The sequence below is a fragment of the Paenibacillus sp. JL3B1040 genome (assembly GCF_057063165.1).
Genome location: NZ_CM169317.1, coordinates 3,626,700 through 3,651,934, shown reverse-complemented (window position 1 = coordinate 3,651,934; position 25,235 = coordinate 3,626,700). Strand labels below are relative to the sequence as shown.

24 protein-coding genes are annotated in these 25,235 nt (G+C 55.5%); 23 read left to right on the top strand and 1 reads right to left on the bottom strand.

The genetic code is table 11. The features are described from left to right. The first annotated feature begins 95 nt into the window (after nt 1-95). The 23 genes from ACZF99_RS16600 to ACZF99_RS16490 all read left to right on the top strand — a co-directional run bounded on the left by ACZF99_RS16600 (nt 96) and on the right by ACZF99_RS16490 (nt 24,225). The gene (locus ACZF99_RS16600; protein ID WP_483606178.1) at nt 96-1,586 is read left to right on the top strand and encodes a UDP-N-acetylmuramoyl-L-alanyl-D-glutamate--2,6-diaminopimelate ligase; all 1,491 of its coding nucleotides are present in this window, start codon (nt 96-98) and stop codon (nt 1,584-1,586) included. Beyond that, nucleotides 1,586-2,983 carry a UDP-N-acetylmuramoyl-tripeptide--D-alanyl-D-alanine ligase gene (locus ACZF99_RS16595; protein ID WP_483612795.1) on the top strand — a complete coding sequence of 466 codons (1,398 nt, stop codon included), beginning with the start codon at nt 1,586-1,588 and terminating at the stop codon, nt 2,981-2,983. Before ACZF99_RS16600 ends, ACZF99_RS16595 begins: the two co-directional genes overlap by 1 nt. Nucleotides 2,984-3,006: 23 nt before the next feature. Beyond that, nucleotides 3,007-3,972, top strand: coding sequence for a phospho-N-acetylmuramoyl-pentapeptide-transferase (mraY, locus tag ACZF99_RS16590; protein WP_483606177.1), 966 nt, complete (start codon nt 3,007-3,009; stop codon nt 3,970-3,972). 3 nt (nt 3,973-3,975) lie between these two features. Then, nucleotides 3,976-5,400, top strand: a complete 1,425-nt coding sequence (murD, locus tag ACZF99_RS16585; protein ID WP_483606176.1) for a UDP-N-acetylmuramoyl-L-alanine--D-glutamate ligase — start codon at nt 3,976-3,978, stop codon at nt 5,398-5,400. Between the two features lie 49 nt (nt 5,401-5,449). Then, a complete protein-coding gene (gene spoVE, locus ACZF99_RS16580) occupies nt 5,450-6,547 on the top strand; it encodes a stage V sporulation protein E (protein ID WP_483606175.1) in 1,098 nt (365 codons plus the stop codon). A 4-nt stretch (nt 6,548-6,551) separates the two neighbouring features. Beyond that, nucleotides 6,552-7,673: an undecaprenyldiphospho-muramoylpentapeptide beta-N-acetylglucosaminyltransferase gene (gene murG, locus ACZF99_RS16575; protein WP_483606174.1), complete on the top strand. Its 1,122-nt coding sequence runs from the start codon at nt 6,552-6,554 to the stop codon at nt 7,671-7,673. Nucleotides 7,674-7,885: 212 nt separating this feature from the next. Beyond that, entirely contained in the window at nt 7,886-8,791 is a 906-nt protein-coding gene (gene murB / locus ACZF99_RS16570; RefSeq protein ID WP_483606173.1) for a UDP-N-acetylmuramate dehydrogenase, read from the top strand. Between the two features lie 16 nt (nt 8,792-8,807). Next, entirely contained in the window at nt 8,808-10,088 is a 1,281-nt protein-coding gene (murA, locus tag ACZF99_RS16565; protein WP_483606172.1) for a UDP-N-acetylglucosamine 1-carboxyvinyltransferase, read from the top strand. A gap of 121 nt (nt 10,089-10,209) precedes the next feature. Then, nucleotides 10,210-10,977, top strand: coding sequence for a cell division protein FtsQ/DivIB (locus ACZF99_RS16560; protein ID WP_483606171.1), 768 nt, complete (start codon nt 10,210-10,212; stop codon nt 10,975-10,977). A gap of 243 nt (nt 10,978-11,220) precedes the next feature. Beyond that, the gene (gene ftsA / locus ACZF99_RS16555) at nt 11,221-12,471 is read left to right on the top strand and encodes a cell division protein FtsA (RefSeq protein ID WP_483606170.1); all 1,251 of its coding nucleotides are present in this window, start codon (nt 11,221-11,223) and stop codon (nt 12,469-12,471) included. 56 nt (nt 12,472-12,527) lie between these two features. Further along, the gene (ftsZ, locus tag ACZF99_RS16550) at nt 12,528-13,643 is read left to right on the top strand and encodes a cell division protein FtsZ (RefSeq protein ID WP_483606169.1); all 1,116 of its coding nucleotides are present in this window, start codon (nt 12,528-12,530) and stop codon (nt 13,641-13,643) included. 223 nt (nt 13,644-13,866) lie between these two features. Then, nucleotides 13,867-14,802 (top strand): sigma-E processing peptidase SpoIIGA, encoded by a 936-nt coding sequence (spoIIGA, locus tag ACZF99_RS16545; protein WP_483606168.1) that lies wholly within the window; start codon nt 13,867-13,869, stop codon nt 14,800-14,802. Nucleotides 14,803-14,821: 19 nt separating this feature from the next. Further along, entirely contained in the window at nt 14,822-15,544 is a 723-nt protein-coding gene (sigE, locus tag ACZF99_RS16540; protein ID WP_240269037.1) for an RNA polymerase sporulation sigma factor SigE, read from the top strand. A gap of 131 nt (nt 15,545-15,675) precedes the next feature. Next, nucleotides 15,676-16,458 (top strand): RNA polymerase sporulation sigma factor SigG, encoded by a 783-nt coding sequence (sigG, locus tag ACZF99_RS16535; RefSeq protein ID WP_483606167.1) that lies wholly within the window; start codon nt 15,676-15,678, stop codon nt 16,456-16,458. 124 nt (nt 16,459-16,582) lie between these two features. Then, a complete protein-coding gene (locus ACZF99_RS16530) occupies nt 16,583-17,401 on the top strand; it encodes a MerR family transcriptional regulator (RefSeq protein ID WP_483606166.1) in 819 nt (272 codons plus the stop codon). 109 nt (nt 17,402-17,510) lie between these two features. After that, complete coding sequence (locus tag ACZF99_RS16525) at nt 17,511-19,451, top strand: FAD-dependent oxidoreductase (protein ID WP_483606165.1); 1,941 nt, start codon at nt 17,511-17,513, stop codon at nt 19,449-19,451. Nucleotides 19,452-19,630: 179 nt separating this feature from the next. Continuing rightward, nucleotides 19,631-19,966: a YlmC/YmxH family sporulation protein gene (locus ACZF99_RS16520; protein ID WP_483606164.1), complete on the top strand. Its 336-nt coding sequence runs from the start codon at nt 19,631-19,633 to the stop codon at nt 19,964-19,966. 508 nt (nt 19,967-20,474) lie between these two features. Next, nucleotides 20,475-21,326: a peptidoglycan editing factor PgeF gene (gene pgeF, locus ACZF99_RS16515; RefSeq protein ID WP_483606163.1), complete on the top strand. Its 852-nt coding sequence runs from the start codon at nt 20,475-20,477 to the stop codon at nt 21,324-21,326. An 8-nt stretch (nt 21,327-21,334) separates the two neighbouring features. After that, nucleotides 21,335-22,027, top strand: coding sequence for a YggS family pyridoxal phosphate-dependent enzyme (locus tag ACZF99_RS16510; RefSeq protein ID WP_483612793.1), 693 nt, complete (start codon nt 21,335-21,337; stop codon nt 22,025-22,027). Next, on the top strand, nt 22,027-22,476 hold the full coding sequence (locus tag ACZF99_RS16505) for a cell division protein SepF (RefSeq protein WP_483606162.1): 450 nt from the start codon (nt 22,027-22,029) through the stop codon (nt 22,474-22,476). The genes ACZF99_RS16510 and ACZF99_RS16505 overlap by 1 nt, the downstream gene beginning before the upstream one ends. 61 nt (nt 22,477-22,537) lie before the next feature. Next, nucleotides 22,538-22,759: a YggT family protein gene (locus ACZF99_RS16500; protein WP_483612791.1), complete on the top strand. Its 222-nt coding sequence runs from the start codon at nt 22,538-22,540 to the stop codon at nt 22,757-22,759. Between the two features lie 2 nt (nt 22,760-22,761). Then, complete coding sequence (locus tag ACZF99_RS16495; RefSeq protein WP_483606161.1) at nt 22,762-23,544, top strand: YlmH family RNA-binding protein; 783 nt, start codon at nt 22,762-22,764, stop codon at nt 23,542-23,544. A 174-nt stretch (nt 23,545-23,718) separates the two neighbouring features. Further along, nucleotides 23,719-24,225, top strand: a complete 507-nt coding sequence (locus ACZF99_RS16490; RefSeq protein WP_483606160.1) for a DivIVA domain-containing protein — start codon at nt 23,719-23,721, stop codon at nt 24,223-24,225. 58 nt (nt 24,226-24,283) lie between these two features. Here ACZF99_RS16490 and ACZF99_RS16485 read toward each other — a convergent pair whose 3' ends face one another. Then, nucleotides 24,284-25,201 carry a helix-turn-helix domain-containing protein gene (locus ACZF99_RS16485; RefSeq protein ID WP_483606159.1) on the bottom strand — a complete coding sequence of 306 codons (918 nt, stop codon included), beginning with the start codon at nt 25,199-25,201 and terminating at the stop codon, nt 24,284-24,286. Nucleotides 25,202-25,235 lie beyond the last annotated feature (34 nt).

Genomic DNA, 25,235 nt, shown 5'->3' with positions numbered 1-25,235 from the left:
GATAATATAAAATAAGTGTATAGCTTGATTTCCGCTATTCGCATAAATTCATTCATACAGCTACAGCATGCAGTTGAAAGACGGAGGGGTAACCTATGCTGCTTAAGGAAATGACATCTTATTTAGTGGCTTCGCAAATCCGCGGGGACGGGGAAACGTCCTGTACGGGGATCGCCATCGATTCGCGCAAGGTGGAGGCGGGGGATCTGTTCATCTGCCTTCCCGGCCATACGGTAGACGGTCATGATTATGCCCTGCAGGCCGCAGAGCAAGGCGCGGCCGCGCTCGTGGTGGAACGCTGGCTGGACGGCGTCGCCTTGCCGCAGCTCAAGGTGAAGGACAGCCGGCTGGCGATGGCGATTCTCGGAGGCGTGTTCTACGGATCGCCGAGCTCCCGGCTGAAGGTCATCGGAGTGACCGGCACGAACGGCAAGACGACCACGACTTATCTGATCGAGCGGATCTTGCAGGATCAAGGGCGGGCGACGGGGTTGATCGGTACGATCCAGCGGCGCTTCGCCGGACAGACCTATCCGATGTCGGGGACGACGCCGGAATCGCTGGAGCTTCAGAAGTATTTGCATGACATGGCCGAAGGCGGCGGGGAGTATTGCGTCATGGAGGTTTCCTCCCACGCGCTGGATCAAGGCCGCGTTAAAGGAACCCGCTTCCGCACGGCCGTATTCACGAATCTGACCCAGGATCATCTGGATTATCATAAAACGATGGAGGATTACCGCGGGGCCAAGGCGTTGTTCTTCTCCCGGCTTGGCAATACGTACGCGGAGCATCCGGAGGAACGCAGCTATGCGGTGCTGAACGCCGACGACCCGGCAAGCGCTTATTTTGCCAAGCAAACGGCGTCCGAGGTGATCACCTATGGCGTGGAACAGGAAGCGGACGTGCGGGCTTCGGACATCTCCATTACCGCTCGGGGGACGTCCTTCCACGTCGATACGTTCCGCGGCCGCGCGGATATCTCATTGCGGATGGTCGGCAAGTTTAATGTATACAACGCGCTGGCGGCGATTTCGGCAGCATTGCTGGAGGGGATCGCGCTGGATCGGATCAAAGCCAGCCTGGAATCGGTCAAAGGCGTGGAAGGCCGGGTGGAGGCGGTTGATGAAGGCCAGGATTTCGCCGTGATCGTCGATTATGCCCATACGCCGGACGGTCTGGAGAACGTGCTGCGCACCGTAAACGAATTCGCGAAGGGCCGGGTCATTTGCGTCTTTGGCTGCGGCGGGGACCGGGACCGGACGAAACGGCCGATGATGGGACGCCTTGCCGCGAAATACGCGCAGCAGGTGATCGTCACCTCCGACAATCCGCGTACCGAGGACCCGCAAGCGATTCTGCGGGATATCGAGCAGGGACTGATCGATGACGGGGTGGATCCGGCGCGTTACGAGCTGATCGTCGACCGCCGCGAGGCGATCCATAAGGCTATTGAAATGGCAAGCCGTGAGGATGTAGTATTGATTGCGGGGAAAGGCCATGAGACCTATCAACTGATCGGAACCAAGGTGCTCGATTTTGACGATCGAATCGTTGCAAAAGAAGCGATAAGGGGTTTGGCAAAGTGATAAGAAGAAACTTGGCGCAAATTGCCGCGATGTGCGGCGGACAGATTCGGGATGCGGGCGATGCCGGCATCCCGGTGCGGGGCGTGGTGACCGACTCCCGGCAAATCACGCAAGGCTGCTTGTTTGTGCCGCTTGCGGGAGAGCGGTTCGACGGTCATGATTTCGCCGCGAACTGCCTGCAAGCCGGTGCGGGCGCTTGCCTATGGGCAAGATCGAAGGGAACGCCGCCCGGTCCGGCCGTGCTCGTGGACGATACGCTCCTTGCGCTGCAGGCGCTGGCCAAATCATATTTGGGCGAAACCGGGGCGAAGGTGGTCGGCATTACCGGAAGCAACGGGAAGACGACGACCAAGGACTTGGTTTACGCTCTTTTGTCCACGACTTATAAAGTGCATAAAACCAAAGGCAATTTCAATAACCATATCGGGCTCCCGCTGACGCTCCTGTCTATGCCCGAGGATACGGAAATCGCCGTGCTTGAGATGGGCATGAGCGGCCGCCATGAAATCGAACTGCTTTCGATGCTGGGCGAACCGGAAACGGCAGTGATCACCAACATTGGCGAATCGCATTTGCAGCAGCTTGGTTCGCGGGAAGAGATCGCCAGGGCCAAGATAGAGATCCTTGCGGGTATGAAGCCCGGGGGGCTGTTCGTCTATAATGGGGACGAACCTCTAATCCCCCAGGTGTTGGCCGAGCCGGCTACCGTGAAGCCGGAGGGATTGCGCACGGCAACGTTCGGGCTCCGGTCGAATAATGACGCTTATCCCAGCGGGATCCTGTTCACGGACCACCGTACGTTGTTTACCCCCCATGGCAGCGAGGGCGAGCCGTTCGACCTGCCGCTCTTGGGCGAACATAATGTAACGAACGCGCTCGCAGCCATTACCGTTGCCCGCCATTACGGCGTAAGCGAGGCCGCGATCCGCGAAGGCTTCGGCAAGGTCGAGTTGACCGGGATGCGAATCGAGGTCGTTACCGGCCGCAGCGGCATCACGATCCTGAACGATGCGTATAACGCCAGCCCGACCTCCATGAAGGCGGCGATCGGCGTTTTGGACCATATGAAGGGGTATCGGAAAAAAGTCGCCGTGCTGGGCGATATGCTGGAGCTGGGCGCTGCCGAGGCGGAGTACCACCGCGGGATCGGAGAGATGTTGACTCCGAGCCAGGCGGATCTGCTGTTTACCTACGGGCCGCTCTCCCGCCAGATTGCCGAAGGAGCCAAAAAACAGATGGACGCTGACTGCATTTACGCATATACTGATAAGTCTGAACTGATCCGCAAGCTGGTTTCGCTGCTGCATCCGCAGGACGTCGTCTTGGTTAAGGCTTCCCGAGGCATGAAACTCGAAGAAGTCGTCGAAGCGATCAAAACTAGCGAGCTGACACACTAATACCGGCGAAAGGGGGGGATCCCATGGATTTTGGACTTATCTTACTAACGATCGGCGTATCCTTTATTCTGGCGGTCATCTCGGCTCCGCTGGTGATACCGCTGCTGAAAAGGCTCAAATTCGGCCAGCAAATCCGCGGCGAAGGGCCGCAAAGCCATTTGAAAAAAGCGGGGACGCCAACGATGGGCGGCATCATCATCCTATTGGCGTTTACGCTGTCTTACCTCAAATTTTCGGTCGTAAATACCGACTTCTACGTGCTGCTGGTCGCTACGCTCGGATTCGGACTGGTCGGGTTTCTCGACGATTACATCAAAATTGTGTTTAAACGATCTTTGGGACTCACGCCCAGACAGAAATTGATCGGACAGCTGCTGTTCGCCGGGATTATGTGCGCTTTGCTCATCTCGAAAGGCCATAGCACGGCGATCGGCATTCCGGGGACGCAGCTCGCGCTCGATTGGGGGCCGTGGTTCTACTATCCGTTTCTCGTCATTATGATGATGGCGGTTACCAACGCGGTCAATTTTACCGACGGAGTGGACGGTTTGCTGTCCGGCGTCAGCGCGATTGCGCTTGGCGCGTTCGCGGTGATTGCGATGCAGGCGACCTCGCTTCCGGCCGCGGTTTGCGCGGCGGCCATGATCGGCGCGGTGCTGGGGTTCCTCGTGTTTAACGCCCATCCGGCCAAGGTATTCATGGGCGATACCGGCTCGCTTGGCATCGGCGGAGCGATCGGAGCGATTGCCATCGTCACCAAAACCGAACTGCTGTTCCTGATTGTCGGCGGGATTTTCGTCATCGAAATGTTATCCGTCGTTATTCAGGTGGTTTCTTTTAAGACGCGCGGCAAGCGGATCTTCAAAATGAGCCCGATTCATCATCATTTCGAGTTGTCCGGATGGTCGGAATGGCGCGTCGTCGTTACGTTTTGGGCAGCCGGACTCGTGTTGGCGGTCATAGGACTTTACTTGAACAAGGGGTTGTAAACGATGAATCATCCAGAAGAATACCGGGGACGCCAGGTCGTCGTTCTCGGTTTGGCGAGAAGCGGCGCTCAAGTCGCCAAAACCCTGCATAGATATGGAGCCGTCATCACGGTTAACGATAGGAAGGAAAGGGAACAGTGTCCCGAAGCATCCGAATTGGAGGCTTTGGGAATTTCTGTTGTATGCGGCGGTCACCCGGACGGGCTTATTCATGAAGGCGTGTCGCTGGTTGTCAAAAATCCCGGAATCCCGTACAATGCGCCTCCCGTGGCCAAAGCGCTCGAACTTGGCATCGAAGTCGTGACGGAGGTGGAGGTGGCCTATCTGCTTAGTCCGGCTCCGATTCTCGGCATCACCGGCTCCAACGGCAAGACCACGACGACGACCTGGATCGGCAACATGCTGGAGGCCGCCGGGATGCGGCCGATCGTCGCCGGCAATATCGGAACCCCGCTGTGCGAAGCGGCAGAACGGTCCGATGCCGGCAATTGGCTGGTCGCCGAGCTGAGCAGCTTTCAGTTGAAGGGGACGTGGGCGTTCCGGCCGGAGGTGGCTTGCCTGCTGAACGTGGCGGAGACGCATTTGGATTACCACGGGACGCTGGATGACTACATTTCGTCCAAAGCCAAGCTGTTTGCGAATCAGCGGGAAACCGATCGCGCCGTCATCAATTGGGACGACCCTGTGTGCCGGGAACTGGTGCCTTATCTTCACGCGAAGCTGATTCCTTTCTCGATGACCGAGGAATTGCAGACGGAAGGCGTTTACGTCCAGCCGGCGTACGTTCCGGATGTCGAGGACGGGCTGCCCCGGCGCATCATGTATCGCGCTGCTGACGGTGAGTCGCGCGGCATTGTCGACATCGCCGATATCGCCTTGCCGGGCCGTTTTAACGTCGAGAACGCGCTTGCGGCCGTCGCGGCGGCGATTGCGGCGGGAGCCGAGCCGGAGGCTTTAGCCGAGCCGCTTCGGACCTTCCGCGGTGTGGAGCATCGCTTGGAGTACGTGGACGAGAAGCGCGGGGTTGCTTACTTTAACAATTCCAAAGCGACCAATTCGAGGGCCACGGTCATGGCCCTGGGCGCGCTGCAAGCGCCGATCGTGCTGATCGCCGGCGGTTTGGACCGGGGCTCCGATTATATGGAGCTGCTGCCGGTTTTCAAAGAGAAGGTGAAAGCCGTTGTCGCGCTGGGCCAAACGAAGGAAAAAATCGCGAGAGTCGCCGAACTGGCGGGTCTATCGCACATCGTGCTGGTCGATACTGTGGACAGCGCCGCGGAAACGCTGCGTACCGCGTTGAAGGAGGCCGCCGGTCTGGCGGAGCGGGGAGACGTCGTGCTGCTCTCGCCGGCTTGTGCCAGCTGGGATATGTTCCCCTCCTATGAAGAGCGCGGACGCATTTTTAAAGAGGCGGTGCATACCCTTTAAGTAGGGGGGTGGAAAAGCCCCTACTTTCTGTCAAGAGGTGGCATCCACGATGGGAAAGAGCCGTACGGCGCCGGATTTTTGGCTGGCGGCCAGCATTCTCGGACTGCTGGCGATCGGAATCGTGATGGTATACAGCGCGGGTTCGGTACTCGCTTTCCATGATTACGGCGATTCTTTCTATTTTGTCAAAAGACAGCTATTGTTTGCCGTACTAGGATTGATCGCAATGGTCCTGATGATGAATCTGGATTACCGGCTGCTGCGGAAATACGCGAAGATCGGGCTGGTCCTTTGCTTTGCGCTGCTTGTCGTCGTGCTGATCCCCGGCATCGGGGTCGTGCGCGGCGGGGCGCGCAGCTGGCTGGGGATCAGTTCCTTTGGCATCCAGCCCTCCGAGTTCATGAAGCTGGGCATGATTTTGTTTCTATCCTATTGGCTCAGCAAAGAAGATTACAAGATCACGAACTTTACCAAGGGTCTGCTGCCGCCGCTCGGCGTCATCGGACTAGCCTTCGGGCTGATCATGCTGCAGCCCGACTTGGGGACAGGCACCGTCATGCTCGGAGCGTCCCTGTTGATCGTGTTTACCGCGGGCGCGCGCATTCGGCATTTGGCCGGCTTGGCCGCCGTGGGGGCGCTGGGTTTCGTCGGCTTGATCCTGGCGGCGCCATATCGGCTGAAACGCATCACCGCCTTCCTGGACCCGTGGTCGGATCCGCTGGGTGCGGGCTATCAGATCATCCAGTCGTTATATGCGATCGGACCGGGGGGATTGGCGGGCTTGGGGCTCGGCATGAGCCGGCAGAAATATAGCTATGTGCCGGAGCCGCAAACCGACTTCATCTTCTCGATTCTGGCCGAGGAATTGGGTTTTATCGGCGGCCTCCTGGTCCTGCTGCTGTTTTTGATTTTGGTGTGGCGCGGCATGCGCGTCGCCATGACGATCGACGACACGTTTGGCAGCCTGCTGGCGGTCGGCATCGTCGGCATGGTCGGCGTGCAGGTCGTGATCAACATCGGCGTCGTCATCGGCCTGATGCCCGTCACCGGCATTACGCTGCCGCTGATCAGCTATGGGGGATCGTCGCTTACGCTGATGCTGACCGCGCTAGGCATTTTACTTAATTTATCCCGTTACGCGAGGTGAGGATATGCGCGTCGTACTTAGCGGCGGCGGAACCGGCGGACACATCTACCCGGCGTTGGCCGTCGCCAGCCAATGCGCCGAGGAAATTCCCGGTTCCGAATTTTTGTATATCGGGGGCAAACGCGGGCTGGAAAGCTCGCTGGTCCCAAAGCAGGGGATTCCGTTCGAAGCGATAGAGATTACCGGCTTTCGTCGGAAGCTGTCGTTCGATAACGTGAAAACGGTCATGCGTTTTCTCAAGGGGGTGCAGACCTCCAAGAAGCTGCTAAAAGAATTCAAGCCCGACGTGGTGATCGGCACGGGCGGTTATGTCTGCGGTCCGGTCGTTTACGCCGCGGCCAAGCTGGGCATCCCCAGCATAATTCATGAACAGAACGCGATTCCGGGCTTAACGAATCGTTTCTTAAGTAAATACGTATCGACGGTCGCCGTCAGTTTTGAAGGATCGGGCGCGTCATTTCCTTCGGCCCGCCATGTCGTTTACACGGGTAATCCGCGGGCAACGACCGTTTGCGCAGCCGATAAACGGAAAGGCTTCGAGACGCTTGGTTTGCCGCAGTCCAGCTCCGTCGTGCTGGTCGTCGGCGGCAGCCGCGGCGCCAAAGCGATCAACGAAGCGATGGTTGAGATGGCTCCGCTGCTGAAGCAATCGGAGCATTTGAAATTTGTTTACGTAACCGGGGACAGCTATTACGCCTCGACGGTGGAGGCGATCGCGGCGAAGACGGGCGGGCTGCCCGCCAATTTGCAGGTGCTTCCTTATGTGCACAACATGCCGGAAGTTCTGGCCTGCACCTCGCTGATCGTGAACCGTGCCGGGGCTTCTTTTTTGGCGGAAATCACGGCGCTCGGCCTTCCGGCTATCCTGATTCCTTCGCCCAACGTCACGAACAACCACCAGGAGAAAAATGCCCGTACGCTGGAGAGCGCCGGCGCGGCCGAAGTCATTCTGGAGCCGGAGCTGACCGGCGGCAGCCTGTATTCGGCTATCACAGGCATCATGAACGATCTGCCGCGGCATCATGCCATGTCGGCCGCTTCGCGTACGCTGGGCAAGCCGGATTCCGCGCATCTCGTCGTCGAGGAGATGCGGAGACTGGCGCTAGATCGTCAACAACGCAGCTAGAGGCGGACGGCTGGGTTCCAAGGTCTGGGCGATTGTCACACTCTCCGTGAGGGAGGCATAAGATACTCTATAAATCGTGACAACCAAGCGGGGCAGGGCGATAATCCCCGCGGGACCCGGGCTCCGGCAGCCATCGGCTGCCGATTTGGAACAGCGGCGCCCGGCGCTTGACGCCGGAGGAATCCGCCATACAAGTCAAGGAGGGTTAACCGATGCAGCAGTGGATATCACATTTGAACAGGCTGGAGGCCTTGGAGGTCTTGCCGGATGAGCCGATGTCCAAGTATACGACCTGGAAAATCGGCGGTCCGGCGGACGCGATAGTCGTTCCGAAAACTTCACGGCAACTTGCGGAGCTGATGCGACTGCTGCAGGCCGAGGGGATACCGTGGATGACAATCGGAAAAGGCTCCAATTTGCTGGTTTCCGACAAGGGCATCCGGGGCTGCGTCATTCGGCTGGGCGGTGAGCTGGAACGGATTGCGTCAGGTGGCACGGAGGTCTGTGCCGGAGGAGGCGCATCGATCGTCAGACTCAGCATTATGGCGGGCAAAGCGGGATTGACCGGGCTGGAATTTGCCGGGGGGATCCCGGGGACGGTGGGCGGCGCCGTCTACATGAATGCCGGTGCCCACGGGTCCGAAATGTCACGTATATTCAAATCCGCTGACATTGTTCTGGAGACAGGTGAATTGGTCACATACACAGCGGAGGATATGAAGTTTGCCTACCGGCATTCCGTCCTGCATGAACAGCGAGGGATCGTGGCACAGGCATGCTTTTCGCTTGCCGCGGGCGACCGGCTGGAAGTCGCGGCGGCCATGGCGGCGTACAAGGACCGGCGCCGCAAAACGCAGCCGCTGACGCAGCCTTGCGCCGGCAGCGTATTTCGCAATCCGCCCGGGGATCATGCCGCCAGGCTGATCGAAGCGGCGGGACTTAAAGGGACGAAGGTCGGCGGTGCCGAAGTATCCGTGCTGCACGCCAATTTCATCGTCAATACCGGGCAAGCGACAGCAGAGGACGTTCTAGCGCTCATGGAGAAAGTTAAGGCCGCCGTCCAAGGCAAGTTCGGCGTAGCGCTGGTGCCGGAGGTCTTCTTCGTGGGTGAACGGTAAACTCGGAGGTGATACATTGGACAAATTGGTGATCGAAGGCGGGAAACCCCTATCCGGAACCATTCGTATCCATGGAGCGAAAAATGCCGCACTGCCAATCCTGGCCGCATCGCTGCTGGCGGAAGGCAAAGTGCAACTTCGAAATGTCCCCCGCCTGCTCGATATTGATGTCATGTTAGGCATTCTCGGCCGACTGGGCTGCAGAGCCGTCCATTTGGGAGATACGGTAACCGTCGATACGTCGGGGGCGGATTCCAGCCACGTGCCGGAAGATTTGATGAAACAGATGCGTTCCTCCATTTTTTTGATGGGGCCGCTGCTTGCCCGTTTCGGGGAAGTTTGCATTTATCAGCCGGGCGGCTGTGCGATCGGGGAGCGGAAGATCGATCTGCATTTAAAGGGACTTGAAGCTTTGGGAGCGAAGATTGAGGAGTACGATCAGCAAATTTGGTGCAGGGCCGGCAAGCTGGTCGGCACCGACATCCATCTTGATTTCCCCAGCGTAGGCGCGACCGAAAACATCATGATGGCTGCGGCGCTAGCCGAAGGAACCACCGTTATTACCAACGCGGCCCGGGAGCCGGAGATCCAGGACCTGCAAAACTTTTTGAATACCATGGGCGCAAGCATTATCGGAGCCGGGACCGACACGATTACGATCAAGGGAGTGGACCGCCTCTCTCCCTGCGACTACGAGATCATCCCGGACCGCATCGTTGCGGGAACCGCGCTGATCGCCGTCGCCGCAACCCGCGGCAGCGTCACCCTTAACCGCTGCAATCCTTCGCATCTGGTATCGCTGCTGCATGTGCTGAAGCGGGCCGGTGTTCAAATCGGAGTCACGGATGATATAATAACGTTGAGTAGCGCCGGCCGTCCCAAAGCGGTGGATCGAATCGTGACCTCGCCTTACCCGTCGTTCCCTACCGATTTGCAGTCCCAAGTCATGGTGCTGTTATCGCTGGCGGACGGACTTAGCGTGATGAAAGAGACCGTATTCGAAGGAAGATTCAAGCATGTCGACGAGCTTGTCCGCATGGGAGCCGATATTACGGTGGACTTGAATTCCGCGTTTATTCGCGGTGTTCCCCGGCTTTACGGCGCGACCGTGGAAGCGACCGACCTGCGTGCAGGGGCGGCGCTGGTCATCGCCGGATTGGCAGCGCAAGGGCAAACGGTCGTCGAGCAGGTTCATCATATCGACCGCGGTTATGATCGGATCGAGAACATGTTTCAGCGTCTGGGGGGCGCGGTGCGCCGCGAAACTCCCGCCCTGCGGCAGTTGGATCTGGCCTAAAGGCCGGGAGGCGTGCTGCTACGCGAATCTTTCTTGGTTCGAGGCCCAAAACTTTTGTCCCCTCCCCCGGAGGGGATAATAGGCTTTGTAATACTTATTCAGAAAGTTGCGGAGAAATGACATGCCAAAAGCAAATGTACCCGTCCTAAAAGAACCCGCGCCCAAGAAGAAAAGCGGCCGGAAAATCAAAGCCATTCTCATCTTGCTGTTCCTCGCGTTGCTGTGCGTCCTGTTTTTTCGTTCACCCCTTAGCAAAATTTCCGCGATCACGTTTGAAGGCAATACGTATACGACCGAATCGGAGCTCCTGAATGTCGCCGGTCTTCAAGTCGGTTCCCCGTTTTTTGCCGTCAGCGCGGATCATATCGCCCGCAAGCTGGAGGACGTTCCTTCGGTGAAGCAAGCTACGGTGGACAAGACCTTTCCCGGCAGCGTGACGATCCGGATCGAGGAATATTCGATCGCCGCTTACGAGTTGACGGGGAACGGGGAACTGCAAGGTTTGCTCGCCAACGGAACGCGAATCGAGCTCAAGGACGGGTTGATGCCGGTGGACAAGCCGATTTTGACCGGTTGGAAAGCAGATGACGCCAGCTTGGTTAAACTATGCCGAACGCTGTCGCAAATTCCGGACGAGCTCACCGCGGACATCTCCGAGATCGTGCCGTCGCCGACATTGTCCTATCCGGACCGGATCAAGCTCTATACCCGGTCCAAATTCGAAATCATCTCGGCCATCTCGCTGCTGGCCAAAAAAGCGGAATACATGAACGAAATTCTGCAAACGCAGGACCCCGGGAAGCTGACGCTGCTGGATGCCGATTCTTATGTTCCGTACTCCTCGGCAGAGAACGAAGACGATGGACAAAATGATACTACTCATGAGTGAAAAACAATGTTAAAATACATTTTATGGGCTAGTTGGCGTTCTCCCTCTTTTTTCTTCTAATTTTGCAGATCTGGCCAGGATCTTATTCCGGAAGGTCATGTACTTCCTGCCGATTGGATGTAAAACTTGGAAGTCAAAAAATTTGTAGAAAAAAGAGGGAAAGGTTAAATGGCGTTGAATTAGTAGATAGTGCATCTAACACGGCAAGTATATTTTGATGGGGAAATAGGAGGTGCCAGGGGCTTGAGCAACAATGACATCATTGTTAGTTTGGACATCGGTACATCCAAAGTTCGTGCTATTATTGGGGAAATTAATAATGGAACCTTTAATATTATTGGGGTTGGATCTGCCGACTCGGAAGGAATTCGCAAAGGCGCGATTGTAGATATTGACCAGACGGTGCAGTCGATTCGCAGCGCTGTGGATCATGCGGAACGGATGGTAGACATTCAAATATCGGAAGTGTATGTCGGCATTTCGGGAAATCATATCGGACTCCAAACGAGCCACGGGGTTGTAGCCGTACAAAACGAAGACCGGGAAATCGGCGAAGAGGACATCGAACGCGTCCTTAAGGCGGCCGAGGTGATTGCGCTGCCGCCGGAACGCGAGATTATCGATGTGGTGGCCAAGCAGTATATCGTGGACGGGCTGGAAGGCATTTCGGACCCGCGGGGCATGATCGGCGTTCGTCTCGAGGTTGAAGCGACGATCGTTACCGGTGCCAAGACGGCGATTCATAACTTGCTCCGCTGCGTGGAGAAGGCCGGACTCAAGGTTCGGGATTTGGTGTTACTGTCGTTAGCCTCCGGACAACTGGCGTTGTCCAAAGACGAAAAAACGATGGGATCCGTCCTGGTAGACATCGGCGCGGGTTCCACGACGATCGCTGTATTCGAAAGCGGCACGATCGTAGCGACATCCACGCTTCCGATTGGAGGAGAATTTATAACGAACGACATTGCTTACGGTCTTCGGACGTTGACGGACCACGCGGAGAAAGCGAAGCTGAAATACGGCTGCGCTGCGATCGAGGACGCGGCACCGGACGTGACCTTCAAGGTGACGCGAATCGGAAGCAATGTGGACAAGGAATTTACGCAGGAGGATCTGGCTGCCATTGCGGAGCCTCGCGTACAGGAGATCTTTCAGCTGATTCGCCAGGAAGTGAAACGTCTTGGCTACAGCGAACAGCCGGGGGGCTATATCCTCATTGGTGGAACCGTGTCCATGCCGGGGTTGCTCAAGATTGCCCAGCAGGAACTCGAAGCGTCCGTACGGATCGCCGTGCCCGATTTCATCGGCGTTCGAGATCCCGCTTATACCGGCGGGGTAGGGATTTTGCATAAGGTGATCAAGAATATGCGCGTCCGCAGCGGTTCAAGTCCCAAGAAAAGCGCGAACCGGAGCAAAGCTCCGGGACCGCAGGAAACCGTTCGGAAAACCGGCTTGATGGAACGACTCAAAAACCTGTTTAGCGAATTTATATAGGGGTATAGGAATGATGCACGGGCCATCCATGCATATTGAGGGGGAGATGGAAGAGTATGTTGGAATTTGATTTCGAAATGGAGAGCTTGGCACAAATCAAGGTTATCGGAGTTGGCGGCGGCGGAAGCAACGCCGTAAACCGGATGATCGAAAACGGCGTGCAGGGCGTGGAGTTTATTACGGTCAACACGGACGCTCAAGCGCTGCATTTGGCCAAGTCCGAGCATAAATTGCAAATCGGCGACAAGCTGACCCGCGGCCTGGGCGCCGGAGCCAATCCGGAGGTCGGCAAGAAAGCGGCGGAGGAATCCCGCGATTTGATCGCCAATACGCTGAAAGGCGCGGACATGGTGTTCGTAACCGCCGGCATGGGCGGCGGCACCGGGACCGGCGCGGCGCCGGTCATCGCCGAAATCGCCAGAGAATGCGGGGCGCTAACGGTTGGCGTCGTGACCCGTCCGTTTACGTTTGAAGGGCGTAAGCGTTCTTCCCAAGCGGAGCTGGGCATCGAAGCCTTGAAGGAAAAGGTTGACACGCTCATCGTGATTCCGAACGACCGCTTGCTTGAGATCGTTGACAAGAAGACGCCGATGCTGGAAGCGTTCCGCGAGGCGGACAACGTATTGCGTCAGGCTGTGCAAGGCATTTCCGACTTGATCGCCGTACCGGGTCTGATCAACCTCGATTTTGCCGACGTGAAGACGATCATGACCGAACGCGGATCCGCCCTGATGGGCATCGGTCTGGCGACCGGTGAGAACCGGGCGGCCGAAGCGGCACGCAAAGCAATCATGAGTCCGTTGCTCGAGACTTCGATCGAAGGCGCGCGCGGTGTAATCATGAACATCACCGGCGGGGCCAATCTGTCCTTGTATGAAGTGAATGAAGCCGCCGAAATCGTTATTTCCGCTTCCGATCCGGAAGTGAACATGATCTTCGGCGCGATTATCGACGAGAACATGAAGGAAGAGATCAAAGTGACGGTGATCGCGACGGGCTTCGAGAACAAGCCGTTGCCTAACCGCAAGCCGGCGGCGTCCGCTCCCGGCGCGCCGGAGCCGCAGGAGTCCCGTTCGGCTTCCACGCTGAGACCGTTTGGCAACCAAACTGGCGGCGACCAGCTGGATATTCCGACGTTTCTCCGCAACCGTTCGCGGAACAACAACGAATAGTTTATAAGCTTTCAACGTCTTCCCCAAGACCTTGTCCTGAGTATAGGACAAGGTCTTTTTTCTTTTTTTCAAAGAACGCTTGACTCTTCGGCTATGTCGACAAAAATAGTGGCATTCTGCTTTCAATTTTAGACAGACTTTATAGTTTGTTCTCTTTATACTGATAACCATCTACCCAGGCAGGTGAATGCCGTTGGTTGTCTATATCGATCTTCTATTCGCAATGAACCTATTGATCGATGCAAGCTTGCTCCTGGTCACGGCATGGATGCGGAAGCAAAAAATCATCCTCTGGCGGCTGGCTCTGTCGGCGGTGGTCGGGGCGATGTACGTCGTCATGATGTTTTTGCCGGAGCTCTCGTTTCTGTATACGTTTCTGGTGAAGTTTCTATTCTCTGTCGCGATGTTATGGATCGCGTTCGGATTTGGAAGTTTGCAAAACTACTTACGGAATATGGGAGCTTTTTATATTGTTAATTTTGCGGCGGCCGGCGGGATTCTGGGTGTGCATTACTTGCTGCAGGACTCCGGAGAAATCTGGAGCGGGATATGGTATTCGGCATCCGGCGGGCTTTCGTTTTCGCTCAAAATCGGAGCTTTGTTTATCCTGGTTTGTTTTTTTGCCGTCTTGTATGGGTTCAAGCGGGTGCTTGACGCACGGCAGCGGCAGGAGCGGATTCACTCCTTTCTGGCCGAGTTGGAGGTGCGCGTCGGAGATATGGCGATCACCTGTACGGGACTGATCGACACGGGCAATCAGTTATCCGACCCGCTCAGTCGACTGCCGGTGACGATCATGGAGGCTTCGCTTTGGGAGCGGGTTCTCCCCCCGGCGTATCGAGGGAAGCTGGCTGACGAGCGTGCGGACAACCTCATCCTGGAGCTGACGGAAGCGGGAGATTTTCCTTGGCCGGAGCGGCTGCGGCTCGTTCCCTACCGGGGGATCAACAAGGGTACGCAGTTTATGCTGGCGCTTAAGCCCGACGAGGTGACGGTGCGTCTGGAGGGACGGGAACATCGTTCGACCCGGTTGTTGATCGGCTTGGATGGGGGGCGATTATCGACGGAAGGGGCCTACCGGGCGATCATTCATCCCGCGCTGGTTGAGACGGCGGAGGCGAAGGAAGGCACGGACCCCATCAGTAAAACGGGAACGTAACTTAGGAGGATACGAAACCATGCATGTAAAGTGGAAAATGATGCTGCAGCTGCAGTATTACCGGCTGCTGTTTCTTTTTGGGCTGAAAAGCGAGGAAATCTACTATATCGGCGGGAGCGAAGCGCTGCCCCCTCCCTTGACGCGCGAAGAGGAAGAATACTTGCTGCAGCGGCTGCCCAGCGGCGACGCGGCGATCCGGGCCATGCTGATCGAGCGCAATCTGCGGCTCGTCGTGTATATCGCCCGAAAGTTTGAAAATACCGGAATCAACATCGAGGACCTGGTATCGATCGGCGCGATCGGCCTGATCAAGGCGGTGAACACCTTCGACCCGGAGAAGAAAATCAAGCTGGCCACCTATGCTTCCCGCTGTATCGAAAACGAAATTCTGATGTATTTGCGCCGCAACAGCAAAATCCGCACCGAGGTAAGCTTCGATGAGCCGCTCAACATCGATTGGGACGGCAACGAGCTCCTGCTGTCCGACGTACTCGGTACGGAGAACGATACGATTTACCGAAACATCGAGGAGCAGGTGGACCGCAAGCTGCTGCACAAAGCGCTCGACAAATTGACCGAACGGGAACGCATGATCATGGAGCTGCGGTTCGGGCTGGTTGACGGCGACGAGAAGACGCAAAAGGATGTGGCCGACCTGCTCGGGATTTCGCAATCGTACATCTCGCGCCTGGAGAAACGCATCATTAAACGGCTGCGTAAGGAATTTAACAAGATGGTCTAAGCGCGATACTCAAACAGTCAGGGTCGAATCGGCTTCGTGATTTTGCTTCGTCATGGAAAGAGGGCTGCGGAATAAAAATGCAGTCCCGGGAGATACTGTTCATTAGTTTCTCCTTGGGAGGTTTAGACACGATGACCCGAAACAAAGTCGAAATTTGCGGTGTCGATACCGCAAAATTGCCCGTTCTAACCAATGCGGAAATGCGTGAATTATTCCACTCGTTGCAGCAGGACCACGTAAGATCAGCCAGAGAAAAGTTAGTAAATGGCAATCTGAGACTCGTGCTGAGCGTCATCCAGCGATTCAACAATCGGGGGGAGTATGTGGACGACCTGTTCCAGGTTGGCTGCATCGGACTCATGAAAGCCATCGATAATTTCGATTTATCGCAGAACGTCAAATTCTCCACTTACGCCGTACCGATGATTATCGGGGAAATCCGGCGTTACCTGCGGGACAACAACCCGATCCGCGTCTCCCGCAGTTTGCGCGATATTGCCTACAAAGCGCTGCAAATGCGGGACAACCTGACCAACAAGAACTCACGCGAACCCACGATTTTCGAAATTTCCGAGGCATTGGGCTTGCCGAAGGAGGACGTCGTCTTTGCCCTTGACGCCATCCAGGATCCGGTCTCTTTGTTCGAACCGATTTACCATGACGGCGGCGATCCCATCTATGTGATGGACCAAATCAGCGACGACAAGAACAAGGACGTATCCTGGATCGAGGAAATCGCTTTGCGCGAAGCGATGCAACGGTTGGGCCGCCGCGAGAAGATGATCTTGTCCATGCGTTTCTTCGAAGGAAAAACGCAAATGGAGGTTGCCGACGAAATCGGGATCTCCCAGGCACAAGTATCCAGGCTTGAGAAATCCGCCATTTTACAAATGCAGAAGCATGTGAAGTCGTAAGTTCGGTCCCTGCGGGGACCTTTTTTGTTGTGAACATTTCCATATCTTCATCGCTTCCTCCTTTTGTATCATAAAAGATGGTGCAATAGGCTTGCGACGCGAGTTATGCGAGGAGGGAAGAAGCATGAAGTATTGCATTGGCGAGTTTTCCTCGCGGCTCGGCATCACTAGGGACACGCTCCGTCTGTACGAAAAGCACGACATCGTCAAGCCGGTTAAGGACCGCCACAACAGCTACCGTTATTTCAACGACCTGGACGCCAGGAACCTGTTGATGAGTCGGTGGTATCGAAGTTTGCAGATTCCGCTGCAGGACGTGGCCGGCTTGATTCAAAATGCCTCGCTTGGCGACATCCTCGAAAAAATGGAGGCCAGCAAGCAGGAGCTGGAGGAAGAGATTCGCAAAAGCATGATGCTGCTCCATAAACTGGAGGAGCTGAGCCGGGAAGTGCAGCGTCTGGAGAGTCGGCTTTACCGGTGTGAGCTTGTGGACAGGCCGGGCCTCTACCGTATAAAGCAAACGGACAAAAACGACCTACTCGACACAAAAGGCTTGGAAGGCACTATTAATGCCTTGATGGAAATGCTGCCCTATTCGTATTATTGCTTCCGCATCGAGCGGGACTCCATCGAATCGGAGGAAGCCCTTTTGAATTACAACTGGGGCTTGTCGATCTCCGAAGACGAGGCGCGTCAGCTCGGAATCGCATTGGACGGGCATCTGGAGTACATCCCGCCATCCCGCTGTGTGTCTTCCGTGATCCTGTCGCCCCAGAGCGAGCATTTTTCCAAAGAGTCCTTCCGGTTTATGCTCACTTACGTGGACGAGCACCACTACGCGATTAACGGCGCGGTGACCGGCCGGTTGATACTGACCGAAAATCATGAAGGAGTGAAACGTTCTTTCCTGGAAATGCATATCCCCATAGAGGAAGCCTATTGACCTTGGTGCCGCACTAAGGTTTATGCTTGATTCGGAAGCCATGTTACATGATATGTGAAAACAATCACAAAAAAGGCTTCAATATGCATGAAGTAAGGGGAGAAGAGAAATGCGCAGCAAACGTAACAAAATGCTCATGTTATCCATCTGCATCGTTTTGATTGCGTCGATGTTCGGCTGGGGGTGGCATTCCGGGAAACTGTTTCATGCCAGCCCTTCGACAGCGCAGGCTTCGGAGTTTAAGGCGGGGACGTATACCGGAGAAGCCGAAGGCAAAGACGGCGTCATCAAAGTGCAAGTGACGATGGAGCAAGCGGATCGGATCAAAGATATCAAGATCGTCAGCCAAACGGAAACCGAAGGATTGGGGGATGCCGCGCTGAACAAAATCAAGGAGCAAATCCTCGCCAATCAATCGCTGGCTATCGACGCCGTGAGCGGCGCGAGCTTGTCGAGTGATGCCATGCTGAAAGCGGTGGAGGACGCCGTAAAGAAAGCGGGCGGCGATGTCAATGCCTTGAAGTCGGTTAGCGTCAAGAAGCCCGGCGCAGGGAAAACGGAGAAGCTCCAAGCGGACGTCGTTGTCGTCGGCGCAGGCGCTTCCGGCGTATCGGCGGCAGTGACGGCAGCGGATAAAGGCGCTAAAGTCGTGATCATCGAGAAAACCGGCGTGATCGGGGGCGCCAGCAACCTGTCCTGGGCCGGCAAATTCTATAATTCCTCCGCCGCGGTCGCCAGCGGATTAAAGGTGAACGTGGAACAGGAGATTTCCAATTGGATCGTAAATAATCACTGGAGAGTGGATGCGGCGGCAATCCGCCAATACGTCACGAAATCCGGAGATACCTACGATTGGCTGAAGAGCAAAGGGTACGTTACGACCTTCATGAATTTCGGCGGAGAACAACTGCATGTGCTGCCGTCTTATAACACCCGTGAACAAACGCTCCGCACCATGCTGGCGGCTTCCGTAGAGAAGAACGGCGGCAAGGTCATCACCGAAACGACCGCGAAGAAGTTGATGACCGACGCGGAAGGAGCTGTGACCGGCGTCGTAGCGGAAAAGGCGGACGGTACAACGCTGGAAATCAGCGCGAAAAGCGTCGTGATGGCTACAGGCGGATATGCCGGCAACAAGGAAATGGTGAAGGAAGCGTTTGGATTTGAGGGCGTTAACGGCGGACTCGCGCAAAACATTGGCGAAGGGCTGGAAATGTCCTGGGCTGTTGGCGCAAAGGTGCCGGACAACTTCGGCGGACAAATGCTGCATCAGACATTGGCGAGAGGGACAAGCAATCTGAAGAAGCAATATTCGTCCTTTGAAGCGAGCTACCCTATGATGCTGAGCTACCTGCCGACCTTGATGAACGTGGGTCCTTCGGGAGCGCGGTTCAGAGATGAGACGGCGACCTTGACGGCGGTTGCGGCAGCGAATACGAGTGCGTTTAACGGTCCTTACCATCTGGTGATCGTATCGCAATCGCAATTGAAGGCTTTGGAAGCGAAAGGCATGAACGGCATTAAGGCGCCGGGGCTGCCCGGACTTCCTCCGGAATTTTACGCGGATTTCACCGATCAGTTCAAGCTGGATACCCCATGGAAGAACGTCGTATCCGTGTTTGACTCGATGGTGGAGAACGGGGACGGGTACAAAGGCAATACGATCGAGGAATTGGCCAAAAACGCCGGAATGGACGCAGAGGTGTTTAAGGACGCATTCAACAAATATACGCAAGCGACGGAAACGGGCGTAGATACAGAGTTTGGTAAAACCAAAGATTATTTGCTGCCGATGGGCGATGGCCCCTATTACGCGATTATTGCCGAAATCAATAACCTGGGCTCGGTTGGCGGCTTGCTCGTAAACCCTAAATTCCAAGTGCTGAACGACAAACGCGTGCCGGTAAAAGGGCTTTACGCGGTCGGGCTTGAATCCGAAGGCGTGCTGTTCAACGATACGTATGTCGGCAACGGCGTAGGCATCGGCTATTCGTTCACCTCCGGACGTCTGGGCGGCGAAAGTGCCGCAGCCGGGGCGCTGGGCAAATAATACGATAACTAGAACGTAACGGGCGGAAGGACTTCATTTCCAGGATCAAAGAATCTTGGGGGAGGTCCTTTTCGCGTTGTTCGAGTGTTCTTTTCCCGTGGCCAAGGGCGCATGCTGGCAATCCTTTGCACATATAGTAAAGGGACGGAATGAATCAGACGGAACGGGGGCGTAAAACCATGGAGAATGTAGTGAGGGCGAGTATGAAGATATCCGATTTCCAGACGAAGGACGTCATTAATGTCGTGGACGGGAAACGACTCGGGCATATCAGCGACCTGGAACTGGATTTGCGGCAAGGAGTCATCGAGGCGATCGTCGTGCCCGTCGGGGCCAAATTCATGGGGTTGTTCGGCGGAGGCAGCGATTTGATCATCCCCTGGAAAAATATCGTGAAGATCGGTTCCGACGTCGTTTTGGTCAAAATGGAGGAATTGCGCGAATCCCGAACTCAGACGGCTTACGATACTACCGTGTATATCGACCGGGACGGGCGTGCGGAGCGGCGGAGCTAGAAATCGCAAGCGGCGCCTCGCCGATTTGTGGTAGACTTGAACTATTATATAAAAATCTACGGAAGCCTACGTGAGCAGCGGATGGCCCGGCTAAATTCAAGATTCGATGTCGAATAGGCACCTAGGAACTACTTCGTGATCAATAAAATCTAATAGAAATTAAAAAAACGGCTTTTCAGCACCGAGAAGGTTGGATGAAGCTAGGGACAGAGCAGCGGAGCGTAGGTAAGCCTACGTGAGCAGCGGATGGCCCGGCTGAATTCAAGATTCGATGTCGAATAGGCACCTAGGAACTACTTCGTGATCAATAAAATCTAATAGAAATTAAAAAAACGGCTTTTCAGCACCGAGAAGGTTGGATGAAGCTAGGGACAGAGCAGCGGAGCGTAGGTAAGCCTACGTGAGCAGCGGATGGCCCGGCTGAATTCAAGATTCGATGTCGAATAGGCACCTAGGAACTACTTCGTGATCAAAAGACGTTTTTTTAATAACCTTAAGGAGATGGATGATGGAACCGTTTGTAAGGAATGCTAATGACCAACACCCGGAACGGTTCGAGTTGGCCCCATGGTCGGGTTTGATCTCGGGAATCAGCGTTGGGTTTACCGGAAGGTCGGGCGGGGTCAGTGAGCCGCCGTACGGTCGCTTGAATCTCGCTTACCATGTCGGCGACGATCCGCGGCATGTCTTGGAGAACCGGCGCCGGTTAGCCGAGGCGCTGGGCTTCGCTCCCGATGCCTGGACCTGCGGCGAGCAGGTTCACGGCAATGCCGTCGCCGTGGTCCGTGCCGGAGATCGCGGCAAGGGCTACCTGGATCGGAGCAGCGCCTTTCAGGCGACGGACGGGCTGGTAACGAACGAGCCCGGGGTGCTGCTGACTTCGTTTTATGCCGATTGCGTACCGCTTTATTTCGCCGATCCCGCAGGCCGCGTCGTCGGCTTGGCCCATGCCGGTTGGAAAGGCACCGTCGGCCTTATTGCCGAGGAAATGATCCGAACGATGGAGCGGGAGTACGGCAGCCGGCGAAGCGAGATTCGTACCGCAATTGGCCCCAGCATCGGCGGCTGCTGTTACGAGGTGGACGAGGCGGTGATGGTGAAAGTCCGCGCAGCGCTGCCGCCTGGTGAAGGCCTTCGGGAGGATCAAACATATACTTCCGCTTCGGATAATGCGGGGAAAACGATGCTGAACTTGAAAGAAATGAATCGAATCATTATGATTAAAGCAGGAATATTGCCGACTCATATCGAATGTACAACATGGTGTACAAGCTGCCATCCGGAGTATTTTTACTCCTATCGGGCGCAAAGCGGCGTTACGGGGAGGATGGCAAGCTGGATAGGCATAAAAGAGAGGTGATCCTTCCCGTGTCGCTGAAGGAACGGATTAAGCACGTGGAAGAGCGGATTGAGGCCGCCTGTGAACGGAGTGGAAGGAACCGCGAGGAGGTCCGCGTCGTCGCCATAACCAAATACGTGTCGACCGAAGCTACGCGTGAAGTCCTGGAGGAAGGCATCGAGCATATTGGCGAGAATCGCCCGCAAATCGCCGTCCCCAAATGGAACGCGCTCGGCGGACAAGGGACCTGGCATTTTGTCGGCCATCTGCAGAGCAATAAGGTCAAGGACGTCATCGGGAAGTTCCAATATATTCATTCGTTGGACCGGTTGTCGCTGGCCCGGGAATTGGAGAAACGGGCTGCGGCGCTCGGAACGAGCGTTATCGCGTTCCTGCAGGTGAACGTATCCGGTGAGGAATCCAAGCAGGGAATTACGCCGGAAACGGCTGCCGATTTTCTAAGGGAAACCGCTGATTTGAAGCATATTAAAATCGCAGGACTGATGACGATGGCCCCCATCGAGGAGGATGCGGAACGGACAAGACCGGTCTTCCGCCGGCTGCGCGAGTTGCGCGATCAACTGAACGCCCTGTCGATCACCACGGAGCCGTTAACGGAATTGTCGATGGGCATGTCGGGTGATTTTGAAGTGGCGATTGAGGAAGGGGCGACCTGGGTGCGCCTTGGGACGATTTTAGTGGGGAAAGGGGAATTGACGTAATGGGAGTAATGAACCGGTTCATGAACTTTCTGGGCTTGCAGGAAGAAGAAGAGATTGTGGAGCGCGAACAGTTTTCCGGTCAAGAGGACACGGAAATTGAAACCCCAAGCTTTGAATCCCGTAAAAATCAGAGAGGAAACAACGTGGTCAGCATTCACTCCCAGAAGAATGTCAAGGTGATCCTCTATGAGCCTCGCTCCTATGACGAAGCGCAGGAAATCGCCGACCATCTGCGTTCCCATCGCTCGGTCGTGGTCAATTTGCAGCGGGTTCGCAATGATCAGGCGATGCGTATTATCGATTTCTTGAGCGGGACGATTTACGCGCTTAGCGGCGGCATTTCCAAAATCGGAGCGAATATTTTTTTGTGTACGCCGGATACCGTCGAGATTCAGGGGTCCATCACGGAGATTTTAACGGAGGATTCCGATTACAACAGAATGAGGTGATGACAGCTTGGTAGGCTATATCGATTCCATCGTAGGGCTGCTATACAATATTTATTTTTATATGATTCTGGTTTACATTTTGATGTCTTGGGTGCCTAACGCCCGAGAGAGCTTTATCGGCGAGCTGCTCGGCAAGCTGGTTGAACCTTATCTGGCTCCCTTTCGGCGGTTTATTCCTCCGATCATGGGGATGATCGACATTTCTCCGATTATTGCCTTGTTCGTTCTCCGCGTGGCAGCCTTCGGATTAATGAGCGTTCTGCATTATATCTTCGGGTATTAGTGATGAAAGCCGAGATTTATGAACATTTTAAACCGGAGGAACGGCCGTTTGTCGACCGGGCTTGGGAATGGGTAGTGAATGCCGGGGATTACCATGAGGTCAAGCTTAGCGACTTCCTGGATCCGCGGCAGTGTTATATTCTGGAGTCCTTGGCCAATCGTCATCCGGATACGCAGATTCGGCTGGACGGCGGTTATGAAGGCGCGGAACGGCGCCGGGCGATAATTGCTCCGGATTACCGGGATCTCAGCCAAGAACCGATGGGCATGAAAGTGCTCGGCATCCTCTCGGGAGACCCGAAGTTTCTCGCCCTACAGCACGGCGATTATTTGGGGGCGATATTGGGGGTGGGGCTCAAACGCGACAAAATCGGCGACATCCATGTCCACGAGGACGGGTGCCATGTGGTGGTTGCTGAAGAGATCGCCCCCTACCTGCAGATGAACCTCCATCAGGTGCATCGCGTCAGCGTCCTTACCGAACTGTTGAACCTGAGCGAGCTGAGGACGATGGAGAAGGAGCTCGAGCCGCTGGAATTAACGGTGGCTTCTTTGCGACTGGACGGTATCGTCAGCGATGTGTTCCGCTTAAGCCGCAGCAAAGTGCTGATTCCGATCAAAGCCGGCCGCTGCAGAGTGAACTGGAGAACGGAGGAGGACCCCTCCACGCCGCTGAAGGCCGGCGACGTGATCGCGCTGCAAGGCTTCGGTCGGTTTAAAGTGCTCGAGGCGGGCGGCTTGACCAAAAAGGGCAGACATCGTGTCAAAATCGGTAAATTTGTGTGAGGCGGTTTGCAGGAGATGGCGGATTCTTGTCGAATAAGATAGTTCGAACTGTTTCCTGAATGTATCTCGTGATTATATTGACCACGTCTTCCCGCTGAAGTGCGAGTTCAATAAGTCCAAGCTTTTGAACCATCGCTTTAAGGGAAGTTTCGAAATTTCTAGGAGGTGGGGATCATGCCATTAATGCCGCTGGATATACATAACAAAGAGTTTTCCAGACGTATTCGCGGTTACGACGAAGATGAAGTCAACGAGTTTCTCGACCAAGTGATCAAAGATTATGAGATCGTGATCCGGGAGAACAAGGAGCTACATAACCAGCTGTTGACTTTGCAGGAGAAACTGGATCATTTTGCCAATATCGAAGAAACGCTCAGTAAGACTATCATCGTCGCTCAGGAAGCGGCCGACGAAGTGAAGAACAACGCGAAGAAGGAAGCCCAGTTGATCGTGAAGGAGGCGGAGAAGAACGCCGACCGGATCGTCAACGAATCACTGGCCAAATCACGCAAAATTGCCATGGAAGTGGAAGAGCTCAAGAAGCAGGCTTCCATCTACCGGGCACGATTCCGTACGCTGGTGGAAGCGCAGCTGGATTTGCTCAGCAGCGACGGCTGGGATACGCTGGAGACCCGCGAACGCGGCGCCGAGAAAGGGCAAGAAGTGCAAGAGCTGTATTAAACCAAACCCAATAAACGCCATTTGGCTTCCCGGAAGGGTTCGTCAAATGGCGTTATTTTTATTGGACTCCATCAAGCCGATCGGTTGAGCTGGCTTGCCGACGATACTCCGAAGGGGAGACGCCGGTTGTCTGCTTAAATAGGGACAGGAAATGCTTTTTGTCCGCATAACCAACGGCTCGCATAATCTCCTGAACGGGTAACCTGGTAGTTGCCAGCAGTTCGCGGCTCGTCTCGATTCTTTTCCTTTGGATGTAATCGTTAAACGTGCAACCTGCGTATCGCCGGAACAATCGATGGAAATGCCGCTCGCTTAAATGACTGGCGGCAGCAAAGCTGCGGGCGGTTATCGGGGTCCGATAGGACGCATCGATCCGGCGAACGACTTCCTCCATGACCCGAGCTTCCGGCGCAGGGGCTTGATGAGACTCCCCGCGTTCCAAATGGCGTTCCAGCATGACCGCCAGCTCGATGAACAGGCTGTACAGCTTGATGACATAGCCGGGGTTTCTTTCCGTATATTCACGGTTAGCGGTTCGAAACCAAGCGCTCCATTGACCGCCGCAATCCTTCAAATGAAGCCACCTCCGCGGTTCAGTGTCATGCTCCCCGAACAAAAAGGGCCTGGAACGGCTCAGCTCATGAAAGCCCGGCAAGGATTCCAGACAGGTCCGAAGCTTCACTTGCTCATACAAGCAATTGGATACGATCAGCGGTCGGCGCGAACCCGCGTGAACGGGGCGAAACACATGTCTTGCCCCGGCGGGGAGCAGGAACAAATCGTGCTTGGCGACGCGAACGACCTCATCGTCGATATAATGGAACCCCTCTCCATCAACCACGAGCACGATCTCCACGAATCGATGGCTGTGCATCTGCAGGTCAAACGTCTCCTCGGCCCGGTTAAAGAAAAAGGGCAGTGCGTCCGTAAAAAAGGCGGTCCCGTCCAATACCTTCTCCCCTCGGAACAACGACAACCGTAATCCCTCCTTCGTTGCGGTTGCCCTTATT

Coding starts and splice junctions, on each gene's coding strand:
- ACZF99_RS16600 (WP_483606178.1), top strand. CDS start 96: ATGCTGCTTAAGGAAATGACATCTTATTTAGTGGCTTCGCAAATCCGC.
- mraY (WP_483606177.1), top strand. CDS start 3,007: ATGGATTTTGGACTTATCTTACTAACGATCGGCGTATCCTTTATTCTG.
- murD (WP_483606176.1), top strand. CDS start 3,976: ATGAATCATCCAGAAGAATACCGGGGACGCCAGGTCGTCGTTCTCGGT.
- spoVE (WP_483606175.1), top strand. CDS start 5,450: ATGGGAAAGAGCCGTACGGCGCCGGATTTTTGGCTGGCGGCCAGCATT.
- murG (WP_483606174.1), top strand. CDS start 6,552: ATGCGCGTCGTACTTAGCGGCGGCGGAACCGGCGGACACATCTACCCG.
- murB (WP_483606173.1), top strand. CDS start 7,886: ATGCAGCAGTGGATATCACATTTGAACAGGCTGGAGGCCTTGGAGGTC.
- ACZF99_RS16560 (WP_483606171.1), top strand. CDS start 10,210: ATGCCAAAAGCAAATGTACCCGTCCTAAAAGAACCCGCGCCCAAGAAG.
- ftsZ (WP_483606169.1), top strand. CDS start 12,528: ATGTTGGAATTTGATTTCGAAATGGAGAGCTTGGCACAAATCAAGGTT.
- spoIIGA (WP_483606168.1), top strand. CDS start 13,867: ATGAACCTATTGATCGATGCAAGCTTGCTCCTGGTCACGGCATGGATG.
- sigE (WP_240269037.1), top strand. CDS start 14,822: ATGCATGTAAAGTGGAAAATGATGCTGCAGCTGCAGTATTACCGGCTG.
- sigG (WP_483606167.1), top strand. CDS start 15,676: ATGACCCGAAACAAAGTCGAAATTTGCGGTGTCGATACCGCAAAATTG.
- ACZF99_RS16530 (WP_483606166.1), top strand. CDS start 16,583: ATGAAGTATTGCATTGGCGAGTTTTCCTCGCGGCTCGGCATCACTAGG.
- ACZF99_RS16525 (WP_483606165.1), top strand. CDS start 17,511: ATGCGCAGCAAACGTAACAAAATGCTCATGTTATCCATCTGCATCGTT.
- ACZF99_RS16520 (WP_483606164.1), top strand. CDS start 19,631: ATGGAGAATGTAGTGAGGGCGAGTATGAAGATATCCGATTTCCAGACG.
- pgeF (WP_483606163.1), top strand. CDS start 20,475: ATGGAACCGTTTGTAAGGAATGCTAATGACCAACACCCGGAACGGTTC.
- ACZF99_RS16505 (WP_483606162.1), top strand. CDS start 22,027: ATGGGAGTAATGAACCGGTTCATGAACTTTCTGGGCTTGCAGGAAGAA.
- ACZF99_RS16500 (WP_483612791.1), top strand. CDS start 22,538: ATGATTCTGGTTTACATTTTGATGTCTTGGGTGCCTAACGCCCGAGAG.
- ACZF99_RS16495 (WP_483606161.1), top strand. CDS start 22,762: ATGAAAGCCGAGATTTATGAACATTTTAAACCGGAGGAACGGCCGTTT.
- ACZF99_RS16490 (WP_483606160.1), top strand. CDS start 23,719: ATGCCATTAATGCCGCTGGATATACATAACAAAGAGTTTTCCAGACGT.